Source organism: Methylobacterium crusticola (assembly GCF_003574465.1).
Lineage (GTDB): Bacteria > Pseudomonadota > Alphaproteobacteria > Rhizobiales > Beijerinckiaceae > Methylobacterium > Methylobacterium crusticola.
In genome coordinates, this window is sequence record NZ_QOWC01000180.1 from 1 (window position 1) to 17,839 (window position 17,839).

Consider the following 17,839-nt stretch of genomic DNA (forward strand, 5'->3'; position numbering starts at 1 on the left):
CGCGGCGCCGCGCGTGCGCGCCCCCGCGCGGCCCGCAGGAGCGGCCGGGGGGCACGCGCGCTCCCGGCGCGGCGGCTCGCGACCGACCCGCACGAGAGGCCCCGAGCCGCCGCCATGACGCCCGTCGCCACCTTCGAGTTCATCCTGCTGCTCCTCGTGGCGATCCTCGGCCTCGAGGTGCTCGCCCACCGCACCCGCCTGCCCCCGGCGGCGGCGCTCATCGTGGGCGGGATCGCCCTCGCCTTCGTGCCGGGCATCCCGGCCGTCAGCCTCGATCCGGACCTCGTCCTCGTGCTGTTCCTGCCGCCGCTCCTGATGGACGGGGCCTACTTCACGGTCTGGTCCGACTTCCGTCGCCACCTCGGCGGCATCCTCTCGCTGGCGGTGGGGGCGGTGGCGTTCACCACCCTGGTCGTCGGCGTCGTCGCGCACCTGCTGGTGCCCGCCCTGCCCTGGGCGGCCTGCTTCGCCCTCGGCGCCGTCGTCTCGCCCCCCGACGCGGTGGCCGCCAAGGCCGTGCTGGCGCGGGTGTCGCTGCCGCGCCGGCTGATGGTGCTCCTCGAGGGCGAGAGCCTGCTCAACGACGCCGCCGGGCTCGTCCTGTTCCGCTTCGCCGTGGCGGCCGCCCTCACCGGGACCTTCAGCATCGGCGCCGCGAGCCTCGCCTTCGGCCTCCTCGCGCTCGGCGGCATCGCGGTCGGCGCCGTGGTCGGGTTCGCCTGGGTGAAGCTCCTGCGCTTCCTCGAGGACGTCCACCTGATCATCGCGGCCTCGTTCCTGCTGCCCTGGGCGGCCTACGTGGGGGGCGAGGCCGTCCACGTCTCGGGCGTGATCGCCACCGTCACGGCCGGGCTCATCTACGGCTGGTACCAGCACGACATCCTCACGGCCGACGTGCGGCTGCGCGGCACCGCCTTCTGGAAGGTCATGATCTTCCTGATGGAATCCTTCGTGTTCGTCCTCATCGGCCTGTCGCTGCGCGGGGTCGTCGCGCGCTTCGGCGGGCCCGAGGAGGCGGTCCGCACCCTGGCGCTGCCGGTCTCGGGCGTCGTGGCGGCGGTGATCCTGTCGCGCTTCGCCTGGGTGTTCGGGACCGACGTCCTGGCGGCCTCAGCCGGCCGGATCCGCGGGCGCCGGGGCGCGCCGGCCTCGGCGGCGGCCTCGGCCGTGATGAGCTGGGCCGGGATGCGCGGCGTCGTGACCCTGGCCATCGCCCTCTCCCTCCCCGAGGCGATGCCCGGCCGCGACCTCATCCTGGCGGCCGCCTTCGCGGTCATCCTCGTCACGGTGCTGCTGCAGGGCACCACCATCGGTCCGCTCATCCGCGTCCTCGCGGTCGGGGACACCGAGGGCGAGGACGCCCGCCACCTGAGCCCGGCCCTGGCGCGGTCCCGGATGGCGCAGGCGCAGCTCGCGGTCGTCGAGCGCCTGTCCCGGGACGCGGACGGCGTCCTGCGCCATCCCCGCCTCCTGGAGCAGTACGGGCACCGGGCCAGGGTCGCGGCGCGCTTCAGCCAGGCGCCCGAGACCTTCGCGGGGGACCGGGCGGACCATTACCGGGTCCTCCTCGCGACGATCGCCGCGGGCCGGGCCGAGATCCTGCGCCTGCACCGGTCCGGGGCGATCCACGACGAGACCCTCCACGCCCTCGAGCACGACCTCGACCTCCAGGAGATGACGGCGGAGACCGCCCGCAGCTGACCGGGCCCTCCGGCCCGCGGCCGGGCCCGCTCAGGCGTCCGGGCGGCCGACCGCCTGAGCGGCCGGCCGGGCAACGCCCGGGGGCGCCGGGAACGCGCACAGGGCCGCCCGGGCGACCTCCCGGAGGGCCTCCCGGTCCGCCCCCGACGAGGCCAGCACCCCCATCCCGGCGGTGACCGCCGACAGGAACCGCGCCAGGGCGGACGGGTCGGCTTCGTCCGGCAGGTCGCCGGCGCTCCGGGCGAGGACGAGCCGCTCGCGGATCTCCGCCTCGGTCTGCGCGCGCCGCGCCGCGAGCTCGAACGGGATGTTCTCGGAGCCCGCCCCGCAGGCCAGGCCGCCCTGGACCAGAAGGCAGCCGGGCGGATTGGCGGGATCCGTGTGGCTGTCCGCGATGCTGAACAGCATCCGCTCGGCGACCTCGCGCGCGGTGCGCCCGGCCAGCACGTAGCGCATGTGCTCGGACCGTTTCTGCGCGTAGCGGTCGAGGGCCGCCTTGAGCAGGCCCTCCTTGCTGCCGAAGGCCGCGTAGAGGCTCGGCGGCTTGATGCCCATCGCCTTCGTCAGCTCGGCAAGCGTCGCGCCATCGTAGCCGTGGCGCCAGAACACCTCCATCGCCTCGTCGAGGGCCCGGTCCTTGTCGAAGGAGCGAGGCCGACCCATCGCCATTGCTTGTTGGCTCCCGTTTTCGTATCGAGCGTTAGATATGTCTCTTGACGCGCGGCGTCCACTCCGACATTTGTATGGATCGATACAGATGTCGGAGTCGGCCTTGAGTCCCTCGCGTGACACCTCCCTCCCCCGCTTCCTGCTGCGCCGCACCTCGGGGATCGCCCTGGCGCTCGCGCTCGTCGCCGGCGCCGCCTACCAGCTCGCGCCCTCCTGGCTCGTGCGCGGGCCCGAGGCCGCCGCCGCGCCGGCCCCCGCCGAGCCGGCCGTCCCGGTGACGGTCGCGGCCGTCGCGCCCCGGGAGGTCGTTCTCTGGGACGAGTTCTCGGGCCGCCTCGAGGCCGTCGACCGCATCGACGTGCGGGCGCGGGTCGGGGGCGCGATCCAGGCCACGCTGTTCAGCGAGGGCGAGCTCGTGCGGGCCGGCGACGTGCTGGTGACGATCGATCCGGCGCCCTACCGCGCCGAGGTCCAGCGCCTGGAGGCGCAGGTGGCGGGCGCCGAGGCGCGCCTCGCCCTGACGACGAGCGACCTCGAGCGCGGGCAGCGGCTGTGGGACCAGCGCATCGTCACGGCCCGCGACCTCGACGTCCGCGCCAACGCCTTCAAGGAGGCGAAGGCGAGCCTCGACGCGAGCAGGGCGGCCCTCGAGGCGGCGCGGCTGAGCCTCGGCTACACCGAGGTCCGCGCCGCGGTCAGCGGGCGCGTCGGGCGCCGCGAGGTGACAGCGGGCAACCTCGTGGCGGTGGGGGCCGGCGCCCCGGTCCTGACGACCCTCGTCTCGGTGGATCCCGTCTACGCGAGCTTCGACGCCGACGAGGGCGTCGTGCTGCGGGCCCTGGCGTCCGTCGCCGAGCCGTCGGGCGCCCGCGGCCGGCTCGACCGCATCCCGGTCGAGGTGACGACCGCCGACGGCGCCCGGTCGCAGGGCCACCTCCAGTTCATCGACAACAAGGTCGACGCGCGCAGCGGCACGGTCCGGGTCCGCGCCGTCCTGCCGAACCGCGACGGCCACCTGATCCCGGGCCAGTTCGCGCGCATGCGGCTCGGCCAGGCGCGGCCCGACCGGCTCCTCCTCGTCGACGAGCGCGCCGTCGGCACCGACCAGGACAAGAAGTTCGTCCTCATGGTCGGGGCCGACGACCGGGCGGAGTTCCGGGCCGTCACCCTCGGCCGGGCCGTCGACGGCCTGCGCGTCGTGACCTCGGGCCTCGAGGGCGGGGAGCGGATCGTGGTGAACGGGCTCCAGCGCGTCCGCCCCGGGACGCTCGTGCGCGCCGAGGCGGCCGAGATGGGCGCGCGGCCCGCGCCCCAGGACGCCGCCGGACCCCGCAGGCTCGCGCAGCGCTGAGCGCGCGCGCCCCAGCCCCCCCGATCCTCGTCCCGCCCGTCCGGGGCGGCCGCCCCGCGGGCGGCGCCCCGGCGCGCCCCGCCCCGTCTCGCGCCCCCGGAGGGCGGCATGAACCTCTCCAAGTTCTTCATCGACCGCCCGATCTTCGCCGGCGTGCTCTCGGTGCTCATCCTGATCGCGGGGCTGCTCGCCCTCGTGTCGATGCCGATCTCCGAGTACCCGGACGTGGTGCCGCCCTCGGTGGTGGTGCGGGCCACCTACCCGGGCGCCAACCCGAAGGTCATCGTCGAGACGGTGGCGACGCCGATCGAGGAGCAGATCAACGGCGTCGAGGGCATGCTCTACATGTCGAGCCAGGCGACGACGGACGGCATCATGACGCTGACCGTGACGTTCCGGCTCGGCACCGATCCCGACAAGGCCCAGCAGCTCGTCCAGAACCGCGTCGCGCAGGCGGAGCCGCGGCTGCCGGCCATCGTGCGCCAGCTCGGCATCGTCACGGTGAAGAGCTCGCCCGACCTGACCATGGTCGTGCACCTGGTCTCGCCCAACGGGCGCTACGACATGACCTACCTGCGCAACTACGCGGTGCTGAACGTCAAGGACCGGCTGGCGCGCCTCGACGGCGTCGGGCAGGTGCAGCTGTTCGGCTCCGGCGACTACGCGATGCGCATCTGGCTCGACCCCCAGAAGGTCGCCGAGCACGGCCTGTCGGCCGGCGACGTCGTCCGGGAGATCCAGGCGCAGAACGTGGAGGCCGCCGCCGGCGTCGTCGGCGCCTCGCCGGCGGTGCCGGGCCTCGACCTCCAGCTCTCGCTCAACGCCGAGGGGCGCCTGAGCAGCGAGGAGCAGTTCGGCGACATCGTGGTCAAGACCGGGGCCGACGGGGAGATCACGCGGCTGCGGGACGTCGCGCGCATCGAGCTCGGCGCGTCCGAGTACGCCCTGCGCTCGCTCCTCGACAACAAGTCGGCCGTCGCGATCCCGATCTCGCAGTCGCCGGGCTCGAACGCGATCCAGATCTCGGACGAGGTCCGCCGCACCATGGCCGAGATCAAGCGGGCCATGCCCGAGGGCGTCGACTACCAGATCGTCTACGACCCGACGCAGTTCGTGCGCGCCTCGATCGAGGCCGTCATCCACACCCTGCTCGAGGCGGTCGCCCTCGTCGTCCTCGTGGTGATCCTGTTCCTGCAGACCTGGCGCGCCTCGATCATCCCGCTGCTCGCCGTGCCGGTGTCGATCGTCGGCACCTTCGCGGTCATGCACGTCTTCGGCTTCTCGATCAACGCGCTGAGCCTGTTCGGCCTCGTCCTCGCCATCGGCATCGTGGTCGACGACGCCATCGTGGTGGTCGAGAACGTGGAGCGCAACATCGCGGCCGGGCTCGCGCCGCGGGAGGCCAGCTACCAGGCCATGCGGGAGGTGTCGGGACCGATCATCGCGATCGCGCTCGTGCTCGTCGCGGTGTTCGTGCCGCTCGCCTTCATCAGCGGCCTGACCGGCCAGTTCTACAAGCAGTTCGCCCTGACCATCGCCATCTCGACGGTGATCTCGGCGGTCAACTCCCTGACCCTGTCGCCGGCGCTCTCGGCGGTCCTGCTGCGGAGCCACGACGCCCCGCAGGACCGCCTGACCCGCGTGCTCGACGCGCTGCTCGGCTGGTTCTTCCGCCGCTTCAACCGCGTCTTCGGGCGCGCCTCCGACGGCTACGGCCGCGGCGTCCGCCTGGTCATCACCCGCAAGGCGACGATGACGGGGCTCTACGTCGTCCTCGTCGGGCTGACCGCGGTGCTGTTCCGGCAGATCCCCGGCGGCTTCGTGCCGGGGCAGGACAAGCAGTACCTCGTCGGCTTCGCGCAGCTGCCCGACGGCGCGACCCTCGACCGGACGGAGGACGTGATCCGCCGCATGAGCGAGATCGCCCTCAGGGAGCCGGGCGTCGAGAGCGCGGTCGCCTTCCCGGGACTGTCGATCAACGGCTTCACCAACAGCTCGAACTCCGGGATCGTGTTCTCGACGCTCAAGCCCTTCGAGGCGCGCCGGGATCCCTCCCTGAGCGGGGCCGCCATCGCGCAGTCGCTGAACCGGAAGTACGCCGGCATCCAGGAGGCGTTCATCGCGATGTTCCCGCCCCCGCCCGTCAACGGGCTCGGGACGATCGGCGGCTTCAAGCTCCAGGTCGAGGACCGGGCCGGCCTCGGCTACGAGGCGCTGAACGAGGCCACGAAGGCGTTCATCGCCAGGGCGGCCCAGGCCCCGGAGCTGGCCGGGCTGTTCTCGAGCTTCCAGATGAACGTGCCGCAGCTCTTCGCCGACATCGACCGCACGAAGGCGCGCCAGCTCCGGATCCCGGTCGGGGACGTGTTCGACACGCTCCAGATCTACCTCGGATCGTACTACGTCAACGACTTCAACAAGTTCGGCCGCACCTACTCGGTCCGCGTGCAGGCGGACGCGCCCTTCCGCGCCCGGTCGGACGACGTCGGCCTCCTCAAGGTCCGGGCCGGCTCCGGCGACATGGTCCCGCTCTCGGCCCTGCTCCACGTCCGCCAGACCTCCGGGCCGGAGCGGGCGATGCGCTACAACGGCTTCCTGTCGGCGGACATCAACGCGGGCCCGGCCCCCGGCTACTCCTCCGGCCAGGCCCAGGAGGCCGCGACGCGCATCGCGGCCGCGACCCTGCCGAAGGGCTTCGCGTTCGAGTGGACGGACCTCACCTACCAGGAGTTCATCGCGGGCCATTCCGGGATGTGGGTCTTCCCGCTCGCCATCCTGCTCGTCTTCCTGGTGCTCGCCGCGCAGTACGAGAGCCTCGCCCTTCCCCTGGCGATCCTCCTGATCGTGCCGATGGGCCTGCTCGCCGCCATGTTCGGGGTCTGGCTCTCGGCCGGGGACAACAACGTCTTCACGCAGATCGGGCTGATCGTCCTCGTGGGCCTGTCGGCCAAGAACGCCATCCTGATCGTCGAGTTCGCCCGCGAGCTCGAATTCGCCGGGCGCGGGCCGGTCCAGGCGGCGATCGAGGCGAGCCGCCTGCGGCTCCGCCCGATCCTGATGACGTCCATGGCCTTCATCATGGGCGTCCTCCCGCTCGTGACGGCCACGGGGGCCGGCTCGGAGATGCGCCGGGCGATGGGGGTCGCGGTGTTCTCCGGCATGATCGGGGTCACCGCCTTCGGCCTGTTCCTGACGCCCGTCTTCTACGTGCTGCTCCGGCGCCTCGGCGGCAACAGGCCGCTCCGGCAGCACGGCGAGGCCAGCGTGGCGGCCGCGCGCGACCCCGTCGGCGAGGCCGTGTAGGCTCGGGCGCCGCCCTCCACGCGGGGCCGGGAGACAGGCCCCGCGTGGCGGGCGGCGCCCGGCCGCCCTACATGCTCAGCCCGAGGAGCCGAACCCGTTGCTGTTCTCGACCGACGCCTGGACGCGCAATGCGCCGCTCTACGAGGCCGCCCGCACGCTGGCCTTCAACCGCGAGCTCGCGGACGGCACGCTCGCGCTGCCGGTCTTCCGCCACTACATGATCCAGGACGCGCACTACCTCGTGGGCTTCGCCCAGGCCCTGGCGCTCGCGGCCGCCAAGTCCGACCGGCCCGGCCACGTGGTGCAGTTCGCCGCCGCGGCCGCCGCCGCCATCGAGGTCGAGCGCACCCTGCACACCGACTTCTTCCGCCGCTTCGGCCTGTCGGCCGACGCGGTGGCGGCGACCCCGCCCACGCCGGCCGCGCACCACTACGTCTGCTTCCTCCTCGCGAGCGGGTTCCGCGAGCCGCTCGCGGTCCACCTCGCCGCCATGCTGCCCTGCTTCTGGATCTATCGCGAGATCGGGCGCGACATCCACGGGCGCGCCGGCCCGGACAACCCGTACCGGGCCTGGATCGACACGTATGCCGGCGAGGAATTCTCCCGGGCGGTCGACGCCATGATCGCGGTCACGGACGCGGCCGCCGCGGAGGCGGGCGAGGCGGAGCGGGCCCTGATGCACGCGAGCTTCACCCGCGCGGCCCAGCTCGAGTGGATGTTCTGGGATTCGGCCCACCGGGACGCGGCTTGGCCGGTGTAGCGGCGGGCCCTGCCCCGGGGCCGGGCGTCCCAGCCGGCGCGGCGCGGGCCCCGCAACCCTCGTCGCGCCTGACGGATTAGGTGTCCGGGACGACAGGGGCACGCTGAGCCATGGACATCGCGCAGGCCCGCCGGTGGGGACGAGCCGCCACCCGGATCGTGGGATTGATCGCCCGGCCCGCCCGCAGGGCGCAGGGGAGCCACGGCGTCACCGTCGAGGCCTACCGGGGCTACGGCTCCCGCCACGAGATCTTCCTGATCGGGCGCGTGTTCCGGCAATCCCTCGGCGAGCGGGACGCGGACCCGGACGACCTGCGGGCGCACCTGCGCGACATCGGCCGGCGGATCCGGCGCCGCAAGCTGCCCGGCGCCGCCGTCACGGTGCGCTTCGGCGGCAGCCAGGAGCGCGTCGCCACCGACCCGGACGGCTACTTCCGCGTCCACCTCGCGCCCCGCGAGGTGCCGGAGGGGGCCGGGCCCTGGCACCCGGTCGCGATCACGCTCGAGGCGGACCCCCCGGTCCACGCGCGCGGCGAGGTGTTCATCCCGCCCGAACGCTGCCGCTTCGTGGTGATCAGCGACATCGACGACACGGTGATGCACACGGGCGTCGCCAACAAGCTCAAGATGCTCTGGCGCCTGTTCGTCGCCGACGCCGGGAGCCGGGTCGCCTTCCCGGGCGTGGCGGCCCTCTACCGCGCCCTGCACGCCGGGGCGGCCGGCGCCGAGCAGAACCCGATGCTCTACGTCTCGCGGGCGCCCTGGGGCGTCTACGACATGCTCTCGGAGTTCTTCCGGCTGCACGCGATCCCGGTCGGCCCGATGCTGTTCCTGCGCGAGTGGGGCCTGTCGTGGCGCCACCCGCTGCCGCGCCGGGCCGAGGACCACAAGCGCGACCTGATCGGCCGCATGCTGGCGCTCTATCGCGACCTGCCCTTCGTGCTGATCGGCGACAGCGGCCAGCACGATCCCGAGGTCTACGCCGAGGTCGTGCGCGAGAACCCCGGCCGGGTGCTCGCGGTCTACATCCGCGACGTGTCCCGCGACCCGAGCCGCGTGGCCGAGATCGAGCGCCTCGCCGTCGAGGTCGCGTCCGCCGGGAGCAGCCTGGTTCTGGCCACGGACAGCCGGGCCATGGCCGAGCACGCGACCGGCCTCGGCCTGATCGCCCCGGGGGCGGCGGCCGCCATCGCCGAGGAGCAGGTCGCGACCGCCGGCCGGCAACCGCCCGTGCGCACGCACCGCATCGCCGGGGCGACCCCCGGCGCGACCGCCGACGCGGTCGCCGGGGGCGAGCTGAAGCAGGTGCTCGGCGCCGAGGCCCCGAACGTCGTCGTCGAGCCCTCGGACCGCAAGGACCTGAGGGGGCCGCCCTGAGCCCCCGGGGGCCCCGCGCGGCCGTCGGCCCGCGAGGTCGTTGCCCGCGCCGGGGGCCGGGGGCCGGGGGCCGGGAGCCCCGGGGCCCCGCGCGGGCGGTCCCGGCGGGCCCTCACGCCACCAGGGCGAGGGCGTCGTTGCCGGCGAGGTGCTCCGTCAGGAAGGTGATCAGCGGCCGCACGAGGTCGGGGGCCCGGTCCTCGCCCATCACCGTCACCTCGGTCATCGGCAGCGCCGGCCAGAGGTCGGGCGCGCGCAGGACCTTCAGGCCCTCCTGCAGGAAGGCGCGGCCCAGCAGCGTCACCCCGAGCCCCCCCGACACCGCCGCCTGCACCCCCATCAGGCTGCTCGCCGTGCAGGCGGCCACCCACTCGCGGCGCACGGAATCGAGCGCCGCGATCATCGTGTCCCGGTAGCTGCACGGGGCCGCCAGCATCACGAGCCGGGCGGGCCGCGCGAAGTCGACCTCGTAATCGGCGGCCGCCAGCCAGACCAGGGGCTCGCGCCAGATCACCCGGCCCCGCGGGCCGGTGCCGCTGCGCTTGGCGATCGCCGCGTCGAGGCGGCCGGCCTCGTAGGCCTCGATCAGGGTGCAGCTCAGGCCCGTCATCAGGTCGACGTGCACGCCCGGGTACAGGCGGCCGAACCGGGCGAGGAGCCTGGGCAGCTGGCCCGGGATGAAGTCCTCGGAGACGCCGAGGCGCAGCGTGCCGGCGGCGGGCGGCTCGCGCCACGCCCGCACGACCGTGTCGTTGAGCTCCAGCATCCGGCGGGCCGCGACCAGCAGGCGCTCGCCGTCCGGCGTCAGGCTGAGGGTGCGGCTCGTGCGCTCGAAGACGCGCCGGCCGAGGATCTCCTCGAGGCGCAGCACCTTCTGGCTCACGGCCGATTGCGAGCGGTGCACCACCTCGGCGGCGGCCGTGAAGCTGCCGGTCTCGGCCACGGCCACGAAGGCGCGCAGGAGGTCGATCTCGAGGTTCGGGTAGCGCATGGTTCATTCGATATGCTGCTGGCCGAGCCCGAAACTAGACGCCTCCCTACTCGGCGGCAACGGCCCTCTTCCGGCCGGCAACGGCCCGGCCTGCCGGCGGGCGGCCGCCCCGGGTCGAGCCGATCCGTCCCCGCCCCGCCGCGGCCCGCGCGCGGGATCAAGCAGCGATTCAAATCGCAGCGATCGGAACTCTGCGCTTCCCTGATCGGCGCCGCCCGCCCATCCTGCCGGGGCTCCCGCACGGGCGCGTCCCCCGCACCCGCTCCTGACCCCAACCGGAGGACACCGGCCATGAGAGCCGTCGGCTTCTACGCCTCACTGCCCATCGCGGATCCGCAGTCCCTCGTCGACGTGACGCTGCCCCAGCCCGAGCCGCAGCCGCGCGACCTCCTGGTCCGGGTGCAGGCGGTGTCGGTCAACCCGGTCGACACGAAGGTGCGCGGCCGCGTCACCCCTCAGGCGGGCCAGCCGCACGTCCTGGGCTACGACGCGGTCGGGACTGTCGAGGCGGTCGGGGCGGAGGCGCGCCTGTTCAAGCCCGGCGACGCCGTCTTCTACGCCGGCGCGATCGGCCGCCCGGGCACCAACGCCGAGCTCCACCTCGTCGACGAGCGGATCGTCGGCCGCAAGCCCGCCTCGCTCACCGCCGCGGAGGCGGCGGCGATGCCGCTCACCGCCATCACGGCCTGGGAGACCCTGTTCGACCGCCTCGACGTCGGCAGGCCCGTGCCGGGCGCCGCCCCCGCGCTCCTGATCATCGGCGGGGCGGGCGGCGTCGGCTCCATCGCGACGCAGCTCGCCCGGCAGCTGACCGGCCTCACCGTCATCACCACGGCGTCGCGGCCCGAGACGGCGGAGTGGAGCCGCGAGCTCGGCGCGCACCACGTCGTCGACCATTCGAAGCCCCTCGCCGCCGAGGTCGAGCGGCTCGGCATCGGGGCGCCGTCCTTCGTGTTCTCGACCACCAACACGGACCGGCACCTCGCCGAGATCGGCGCGCTCATCGCCCCCCAGGGCCGGTTCGCGCTGATCGACGACCCGGCCTCGCTCGACGTCCGGCTGTTCAAGCAGAAGAGCGTGTCGACCCACTGGGAGATGATGTTCACCCGTTCGACGTTCGGGACGGCCGACATCGCCGAGCAGGGGGTGCTCCTGAACGAGGTCTCGCGGCTCGTGGATGCCGGCACCCTGAGGACGACCTTCGCCGAGAGCTTCGGGACGATCTCGGCCGCCAACCTGCGCCGGGCGCACGCCCTCATCGAGAGCGGCCGCGCCAAGGGCAAGATCGTGCTGGAGGGCTGGGCCTGAGCCGGCGCCCGGGGCGGGCCGCCGCCCCGGGGCCGGTTCCCGTCCCCGGAGCGCGATCGCCCGGGGCGCACGCGGGCGCGGCGCGCCCGACCCCGCATCAACGGAGATCGCGATGCCCGCATCCTACGACACCCTCGTCATCGGCAGCGGCGAGGGCGGCAAGTTCCTGGCCTGGCACCTCGCCCGGTCGGGCCAGCGCGTCGCCGTGGTAGAGCGGCGCTGGATCGGCGGCTCCTGCCCCAACACCAACTGCCTGCCGAGCAAGAACGAGATCTTCAGCGCGGAGGTGGCCCACCTCGCCCGCCAGGCCGGCGCCTTCGGGGTCGCCACCGGCCCGGTCGCCGTGGACATGCGCGGGGTGGTCGCGCGCAAGCGCGCCATGGTGCGCGACCTGATCGAGATGCACCTCGAGCAGTACCGGGCGAGCGGCGCCGCGCTGATCATGGGGACAGCGCGGTTCACGGGCCCGAAGGCCGTCGCGGTCGCCCTGAACGAGGGGGGCGCCCTCGACGTCACGGCCGACAGGATCGTCCTCAACCTCGGCACCAGCCCGGCGATCCCCGGCACGCCCGGCCTGCGGGACGCCGCGCCGCTCACCAACATCGAGGCGCTCGAGCTCGACGTGCTGCCCGAGCACCTCGTCGTGCTCGGCGGCGGCTACGTCGGGCTCGAGCTGGCTCAGGCCTACCGCCGCTTCGGCGCCCGCGTCACGGTGGTCGAGCGCGGCCCCCGGATCGCTGGGCGCGAGGACGCCGACGTGGCCGACGCCCTCGCCCGGCTCCTCGCCGCCGAGGGCATCGACCTTCTCACCAGCACCGAGGTCGCCTCCGTCCGGGGGCGGTCCGGCGAGGCGGTCGAGGTCGCGGTCCGCTCCGGCGCCGGCACGGCCGTGATCGCGGGCAGCCACATCCTGGTGGCGGCCGGGCGCACGCCGAACACGGGCGGGATCGGGCTCGACCTCGCCGGCGTCGCGCTGACGGAGCGCGGCACGATCGCGGTCAACGACCGTCTGGAGACGAGCGCGCCGGGGGTGTGGGCCATCGGCGAGTGCGCCGGCAGCCCGGCCTTCACCCACGTCTCGGCGGACGACTTCCGGGTCATCCGGGACAATCTCGCGGGGGGCAGCAGGTCCACCCGCGGCCGGCTCGTGCCCTACTGCCTGTTCACCGACCCGCCCCTCGCCCGCGTCGGCCTGAGCGAGACGGACGCCCGGGCCGGGGGGCTCGACGTCCGGGTCGCGACGCTGCCGATGCGGGCGGTGCTCCGCACCCGCACGACCGGGCGCAGCGAGGGCTTCATGAAGGCGGTGGTCGGGCCGGACGACCGCATCCTCGGCTTCGCGATGATCGGCGCCGAGGCGGGCGAGGTCATGGCCGCGGTCCACGTCGCGATGCTGGCGGGGCTTCCCGCCGCGGCGCTGCGCGACGCCGTCCTGGCCCACCCAACGATGGCCGAGGGGCTGAACGGCCTGTTCGCGGCGGTCCCGGCCGCCTGACGCGTGCCGGCGGCGGGCTCCTGACGCGCGGCGGGCGGCCCGGGATCCGGCCGGGTCGCATACGCAGGTATGATTCCGGGCCGGCCCCAAATGCGCTTACCTCAGCGCCGAAGAGCCCGCAGGCTCGCCGGACCCGCCCCGAGATGACCGAGCCCATCCCACCGGCCCGCCGTTCCGCCCTCGGATCGCTGGTCGCCATCGCGCTGGTCGTCGGCGCCGCCGCCGCCGCCTTCGCGTACACGGCGGGATGGCTCTCGCCGCGCCGCCTCACGCCCGACCGGCTCGTGGACGCCCTGGCGGCGCCGACGGGCGCGGCGCTCGGCCACCGGCGCAACCACGCCAAGGGGATCTGCTTCACCGGCACCTTCGCGGCCAACGAGGCCGGCTCGGCGCTGTCGAAGGCCCGGGTGTTCACGCCCGGCACCTACCCGGTGCTCGGGCGCTTCAACCTCGGCACCGCCGACCCGCACGCGGCGGACGCCGCCGTCCGGGTGCGGGGCATCGGCATCCGCATCGCGACCCCGGACGGCCAGGAATGGCGCAGCGCGATGATCGACCTGCCCTTCTTCCCGGTCTCGACGCCGGAGGCCTTCCACGGCCTCCTCCTCGCCACCGCGAGCAAGGACCCGGAGGCGATGAAGGCCTTCGCGGGCGCGCATCCCGAGATCGGGGCCTTCGGCGCCTGGGCGAAGGCCGCGCCGTGGACGGGCAGCTACGCGGAGGAGCGCTACAACAGCATCAACAGCTTCCTCTTCACCGACGCCGCCGGGACGCGGAAGGCGGTGCGGTGGTCCATCGTGCCGGCGGCGCAGCCGGTCGCCGTGCCGGTCGAGGAGCTGAGCCGGCGCGGCCCCGATTTCCTCGAGCAGGAGATCGTCGCGCGCGTCCGCGCCGGCCCCCAGAGCTGGACGATGGTGGTCACGGTGGCCGAGCCCGGCGACCCGACCGGGGATCCGAGCCAGGCGTGGCCGGCCGACCGGCGCGCCGTCCCGGTCGGCGTTCTCACGGTCGACCGGATCCAGGCCGAGCGCGACGGTCCCTGCCGGGACATCAACTTCGATCCGACCGTGCTGCCGTCCGGGATCGCCACCTCGGACGACCCGTTCCCGGCCGCCCGCGCGGCCGCCTACGCCGTGTCGTACGACCGGCGCACCGCGGAGGCGAAGGACTATCCCCGGACCGCGACAGGAGCCGCGCCATGACGGAGATCCGCAAACGGTTCACGCCCGTGCAGCGCCTGCTGCACTGGTCGATGGCGGCCTGCATCCTGGCGATGCTGTTCATCGGGGTCGGCATGGTGTCCACCATCACGCCCGCGTACCTGACGCTGGTCTCGATCCACAAGCCCCTGGGCCTCGCCATCCTGGTCCTGGCCCTGCTGCGCCTCGGCGTGCGCCTGCGCTCCGGCGCGCCCCCGCTGCCGGCCGACCTGCCCGCGCCGATGCGGCTCGCCGCCCACCTGTCGCACTACGCGCTCTACGGCTTGATGCTCGCCATGCCGCTCCTCGGCTGGGGCATGCTGTCGGCGGCGGCCTACCCGGTGGTGCTGTTCGACGGCGTGCGCCTGCCGGCCATCCTGCCGCAGAGCGAGAGCCTGCACACCCTGCTCTGGCGCGCGCATGTCTGCCTCGCCTTCGCGTTCTTCGGGGTGATCCTGATGCACGTGGGGGCGGCCCTGTTCCACGCCCTCGTGCGCCGCGACGGCGTGTTCGAGGCGATGGCCTCCGTGGGCCCCGAGACGGAGAGGGCGCCCGCCGAGTAGAGCCCGCGCGCCCTCGGCGCACGACGCCGGTCCCCCGGCGCGGGCCGCCGCGCGGCGCCCGGTCCGCGCCGCCAGGTTCGCGCCGCCGCGCGGCGCCCGGCCCGCGCGGGACCGCGTGCGCCCGCACACCGTCGCCGCCGCGCAGGCCCGCTAGGGTGCAGGAACACCGAGGGCCAAGACCATGATCATCAGACTTGCGGCACCCGCGCTTCTCGCCGCGCTGCTCATCGGACCGTCACAGGCGCACGCGGGCCCGTCCCTCCTCCTGCACGGCAATTATTGCGGCCCGGGCAACAATGCGCCGCTCGCCCCGATCGACGCGCTCGACGCGGCCTGCGCGCGGCACGATGCCTGCACGCCCGCCGGCGGGCTCGCCTCCAGGGCCTGCAACGCGCGCCTGCAGCGGGACGCCGAGATGATCGCGCGCGATCCCCGCCGGCCCGACGACCTGCGCGCGCTGGCCGGCCTCGTCTCGGCCGCCGCGTCGCTGTTTCCCTCCGCCCCTGTGCGGCACGCGGCGATGACCCGCGACCCGCGCCGGCCCGCCGCGGTCGCGCCGCACCCCAGGCCCGTCCGGGTGACCCGTGCCGCCGCGGCGACGGCCGGAGTGGAGACCGCCGGGCCGGCCGCGCCCTGAACCGCCGCGCGGCGGGAGTCGGCCCGGCCCGGATCCCCGCGCGCGATCGTCGCCCGTCCGCCGCGATCGTCCCGGGCGCCGGCGGACCGTTCCGCCCCGGGCGCCACGGTCGCGCGGGCCGGCCCTGACACGGGAGAAGCGGCATGGACTGGGAAGCGAGGATCCAGGCTTACCTCAACGCCAACAAGGGCAGCCTCCGGTTCGCGACGATCGACCAGATCGTGGAGCAGGTGAAGCTCTACGTCCTCGGCAACCGGGCCGTCATGTCCGACGCCGACGTCCGCAAGGCCGTGGCGCGCTGGGCGATCTTCAACCCCGTGTGGCTCCTGCCCGAACCCCCGGGCGGGGCCCCGTCGACGGCGCCCGCGCCGAGGCCCCTCGGCCGCGACCAGGCGAGCGGGCTCGTCGACGACGTCAAGAAGGTCGTGGGCCGGGTTGCCGACGGCGTGACGCTGGTCCAGGGCAGCGGGTCGCTGAACCTCAAGGTCACGGGCGCGACCGCGAAGCTCCAGACGGCCGCCGGCGCCGCCGCCCTGACCATCGGGTGGACCGGAACGCTCGGGCTCAAGGCCGAGTCCGGCCCGTTCCACTTCTCCGGCGAGCTCTCGAAGGACAAGTGGGAGCTCGCCGTGACGTTTCCGGACGACGATGCCGTGCCGAACCTGTCGACCCTGCCCAAGGTCTTCGCGGAGGGCGAGAAGGCCGTCAGGACGATCGCCGCGGCGACCGCGACGTTCTCCGACATCTCGGATGCCAAGCGGATCGGCGCCCTGGTCAAGCCGCACGTGGCCGCCCTGGAGGAGGCCGTCGGCGCCGTGAGCGGCATCCCGACGCCCCAGAAGAAGAGCGGCAAGAGCTTCGGCTTCAAGCTCGGCAGTCCCGACCCGCTGCCGGGCGAGCAGGGCGTGCCGCGGGGCGTCCAGGGCAGCCTGACGTTCACCTACTGGTTCTGAGGCGTCCGCTCCCCCCGGGTGCCGCGGTCCCGGGAACGGTCCCGGGCGGCGTCCGGCCGCTCAGGCGGCCGTCAGGCGCGCCGGGGCGTCGGCGTCCGGCGTGAGGGGCCGGTCGATCGTCACCCCCGTGCCGGTGTCCACCGCGCTCGCGGGCGTGATCTGCCCGCGCAGGGTCGAGGCCACGAGGTTGAACACGACCGGCGGACCGGGCCCCGCGCCGCCCTGCCCGACCGCCGCCTGCTTGACGCTGTGCCCGAGGCCGGCCGCCCGCGTGAGAGGTTGGCGAGGAGCCGCGTCCCTTCGCGCAGGCGGGCGATGCCCCCGAGGGGGTCGACCGGAACGGGCGCGGCGCCCGGGCACCGGCCCGCACAGGCCGGCTCCGGCCTCGGGAGTCTCGATGCGGACCCGGCCGCCCCGCCCCGGGGCACGGGCGATTCCTGCGCCGAAAGGCGCGGCCCGCAGGGCCGGTCACCCCCGAAATCGGTAGCCCGCCGCGCGCGAGGTGCCGTTGATGGGCGGCCTTGAACAGGAGCAAGGGACGGGGACAATGGGTCCGCGCCGTCCGCCGGGACCGGAACGCCCTGCGGGCTCGTCTGGCGCGCGCTCCCGCGATGCCCGGAGGAGCGGTCCGCGCCGGGTCGCGTCCGGGGCATCGGGCCGGGCGGGTCGACGCCGTCGTGGCGAGGCGTCCCGTCGGCCCGGCTCGTCCTGGCGGAGGCGGGCGGGGCCGGCGCCCTGCGCTCCCGGGACCGCCCGTGCGCCGCCGTCGCGGCGGCACGAACCCCGCGCGCCCGGATCCGGGCCGCTCGGTTGCGAACACCGCGGAGGAGACGAGGTATGACCAGGGTCGTCGGGTTGGGTTTGCCGTGCGTGTTCGCCCTTCTGCTCGCCTGCGGGGTCGCCCTCGCGGGAGGGACGGAGGGCGGCGGCGCGGCCCGGGCCGAGCGAGCCCCGGCCGCCGCGGGCCCGGCAGCACGGGTCGGCGGCAGCGACGGCGAGGCCCGCTCCCACGGGGATCCGGGGGCTTCGCGGGGACCTGCGGACCGGACGGGTGACGCGGGGCGGCCCGCGCGGGCCGCCTTCGAGCAGGCCCGGCCGGGCCCGCGGGAGAGCGGGCGGGACGGGGGATGCAGGCCCTACGGCACGCTCGCGCAGCCCTTCGCGCCGAGCAGCATCTGGAACACGCCGATCGCCAGCGGCGCCGCGTTCCAGCCGGCATCCGGCGCCCAGACGGCGTCGATCCGGCGCCAGGCCGGCGTGACCACCTGGATCGGCGACAACGCGATGGGGATCTACCAGGCGAGCGCCTCCGACCCGCTGGCGACCTGGACCTACAACACCCGCGCCGCCAACGCGGACTGGACCTTCGGCGGCGCGACCACGAACGGCTCGTTCCGGATGCGCACGCCGGCCGACCTGGAGTTCCAGACCAGCGACGGCTGGGCCATCATCGTGTCGGAGGACGGCAGGCACTACCTCGAGACCTGGCTCGGGGCCAGGCGGGGTTCGGGCTACCACGCCGAGTACCTGGCC

At 74.6% G+C, this 17,839-nt stretch carries 15 protein-coding genes; 12 read left to right on the top strand and 3 right to left on the bottom strand.

The window, feature by feature from the left end:
* Positions 1 to 114: 114 nt before the first annotated feature.
* Entirely contained in the window at positions 115 to 1,701 is a 1,587-nt protein-coding gene (locus DT057_RS28820; RefSeq protein WP_128565509.1) for a Na+/H+ antiporter, read from the top strand.
* A gap of 30 nt (positions 1,702 to 1,731) precedes the next feature.
* Here DT057_RS28820 and DT057_RS28825 read toward each other — a convergent pair whose 3' ends face one another.
* Positions 1,732 to 2,370: a TetR/AcrR family transcriptional regulator gene (locus DT057_RS28825; protein WP_128565510.1), complete on the bottom strand. Its 639-nt coding sequence runs from the start codon at positions 2,368 to 2,370 to the stop codon at positions 1,732 to 1,734.
* Between the two features lie 88 nt (positions 2,371 to 2,458).
* Between DT057_RS28825 and DT057_RS28830 the strand changes: the two genes are divergently transcribed.
* From DT057_RS28830 to DT057_RS28845, 4 genes are all read left to right on the top strand, one after another.
* Entirely contained in the window at positions 2,459 to 3,721 is a 1,263-nt protein-coding gene (locus DT057_RS28830; RefSeq protein WP_128565511.1) for an efflux RND transporter periplasmic adaptor subunit, read from the top strand.
* Between the two features lie 108 nt (positions 3,722 to 3,829).
* Entirely contained in the window at positions 3,830 to 7,024 is a 3,195-nt protein-coding gene (locus DT057_RS28835; RefSeq protein ID WP_128565512.1) for an efflux RND transporter permease subunit, read from the top strand.
* A gap of 100 nt (positions 7,025 to 7,124) precedes the next feature.
* Positions 7,125 to 7,784 (top strand): TenA family protein, encoded by a 660-nt coding sequence (locus DT057_RS28840; protein ID WP_128565520.1) that lies wholly within the window; start codon positions 7,125 to 7,127, stop codon positions 7,782 to 7,784.
* Between the two features lie 110 nt (positions 7,785 to 7,894).
* Positions 7,895 to 9,160, top strand: a complete 1,266-nt coding sequence (locus DT057_RS28845; RefSeq protein WP_128565513.1) for an App1 family protein — start codon at positions 7,895 to 7,897, stop codon at positions 9,158 to 9,160.
* Between the two features lie 112 nt (positions 9,161 to 9,272).
* Here the strand turns inward: DT057_RS28845 and DT057_RS28850 are convergent, their stop codons facing one another.
* Positions 9,273 to 10,151, bottom strand: coding sequence for a LysR substrate-binding domain-containing protein (locus DT057_RS28850; RefSeq protein ID WP_128565514.1), 879 nt, complete (start codon positions 10,149 to 10,151; stop codon positions 9,273 to 9,275).
* A gap of 291 nt (positions 10,152 to 10,442) precedes the next feature.
* On the opposite strand from DT057_RS28850, the gene DT057_RS28855 reads away from it, so the two are divergent.
* The 6 genes from DT057_RS28855 to DT057_RS28880 all read left to right on the top strand — a co-directional run bounded on the left by DT057_RS28855 (position 10,443) and on the right by DT057_RS28880 (position 16,306).
* Positions 10,443 to 11,459 (top strand): zinc-binding alcohol dehydrogenase family protein, encoded by a 1,017-nt coding sequence (locus DT057_RS28855; protein WP_128565515.1) that lies wholly within the window; start codon positions 10,443 to 10,445, stop codon positions 11,457 to 11,459.
* 112 nt (positions 11,460 to 11,571) lie between these two features.
* A complete protein-coding gene (locus DT057_RS28860) occupies positions 11,572 to 12,954 on the top strand; it encodes an FAD-dependent oxidoreductase (protein ID WP_128565516.1) in 1,383 nt (460 codons plus the stop codon).
* A 143-nt stretch (positions 12,955 to 13,097) separates the two neighbouring features.
* Positions 13,098 to 14,156, top strand: a complete 1,059-nt coding sequence (locus DT057_RS28865; protein WP_128565517.1) for a catalase family peroxidase — start codon at positions 13,098 to 13,100, stop codon at positions 14,154 to 14,156.
* Entirely contained in the window at positions 14,153 to 14,716 is a 564-nt protein-coding gene (locus DT057_RS28870) for a cytochrome b (RefSeq protein WP_128565518.1), read from the top strand. Before DT057_RS28865 ends, DT057_RS28870 begins: the two co-directional genes overlap by 4 nt.
* A 181-nt stretch (positions 14,717 to 14,897) precedes the next feature.
* Positions 14,898 to 15,353 carry a phospholipase A2 family protein gene (locus DT057_RS28875; protein ID WP_238312995.1) on the top strand — a complete coding sequence of 152 codons (456 nt, stop codon included), beginning with the start codon at positions 14,898 to 14,900 and terminating at the stop codon, positions 15,351 to 15,353.
* Positions 15,354 to 15,496: 143 nt separating this feature from the next.
* Positions 15,497 to 16,306: a hypothetical protein gene (locus DT057_RS28880; RefSeq protein WP_128565519.1), complete on the top strand. Its 810-nt coding sequence runs from the start codon at positions 15,497 to 15,499 to the stop codon at positions 16,304 to 16,306.
* Between the two features lie 60 nt (positions 16,307 to 16,366).
* Here the strand turns inward: DT057_RS28880 and DT057_RS37320 are convergent, their stop codons facing one another.
* Positions 16,367 to 16,501, bottom strand: coding sequence for a hypothetical protein (locus DT057_RS37320; protein ID WP_269152984.1), 135 nt, complete (start codon positions 16,499 to 16,501; stop codon positions 16,367 to 16,369).
* A gap of 642 nt (positions 16,502 to 17,143) precedes the next feature.
* On the opposite strand from DT057_RS37320, the gene DT057_RS28885 reads away from it, so the two are divergent.
* Positions 17,144 to 17,839 (top strand): hypothetical protein (locus DT057_RS28885; RefSeq protein ID WP_203236408.1); only part of this gene is annotated, 696 nt, incomplete at its 3' end.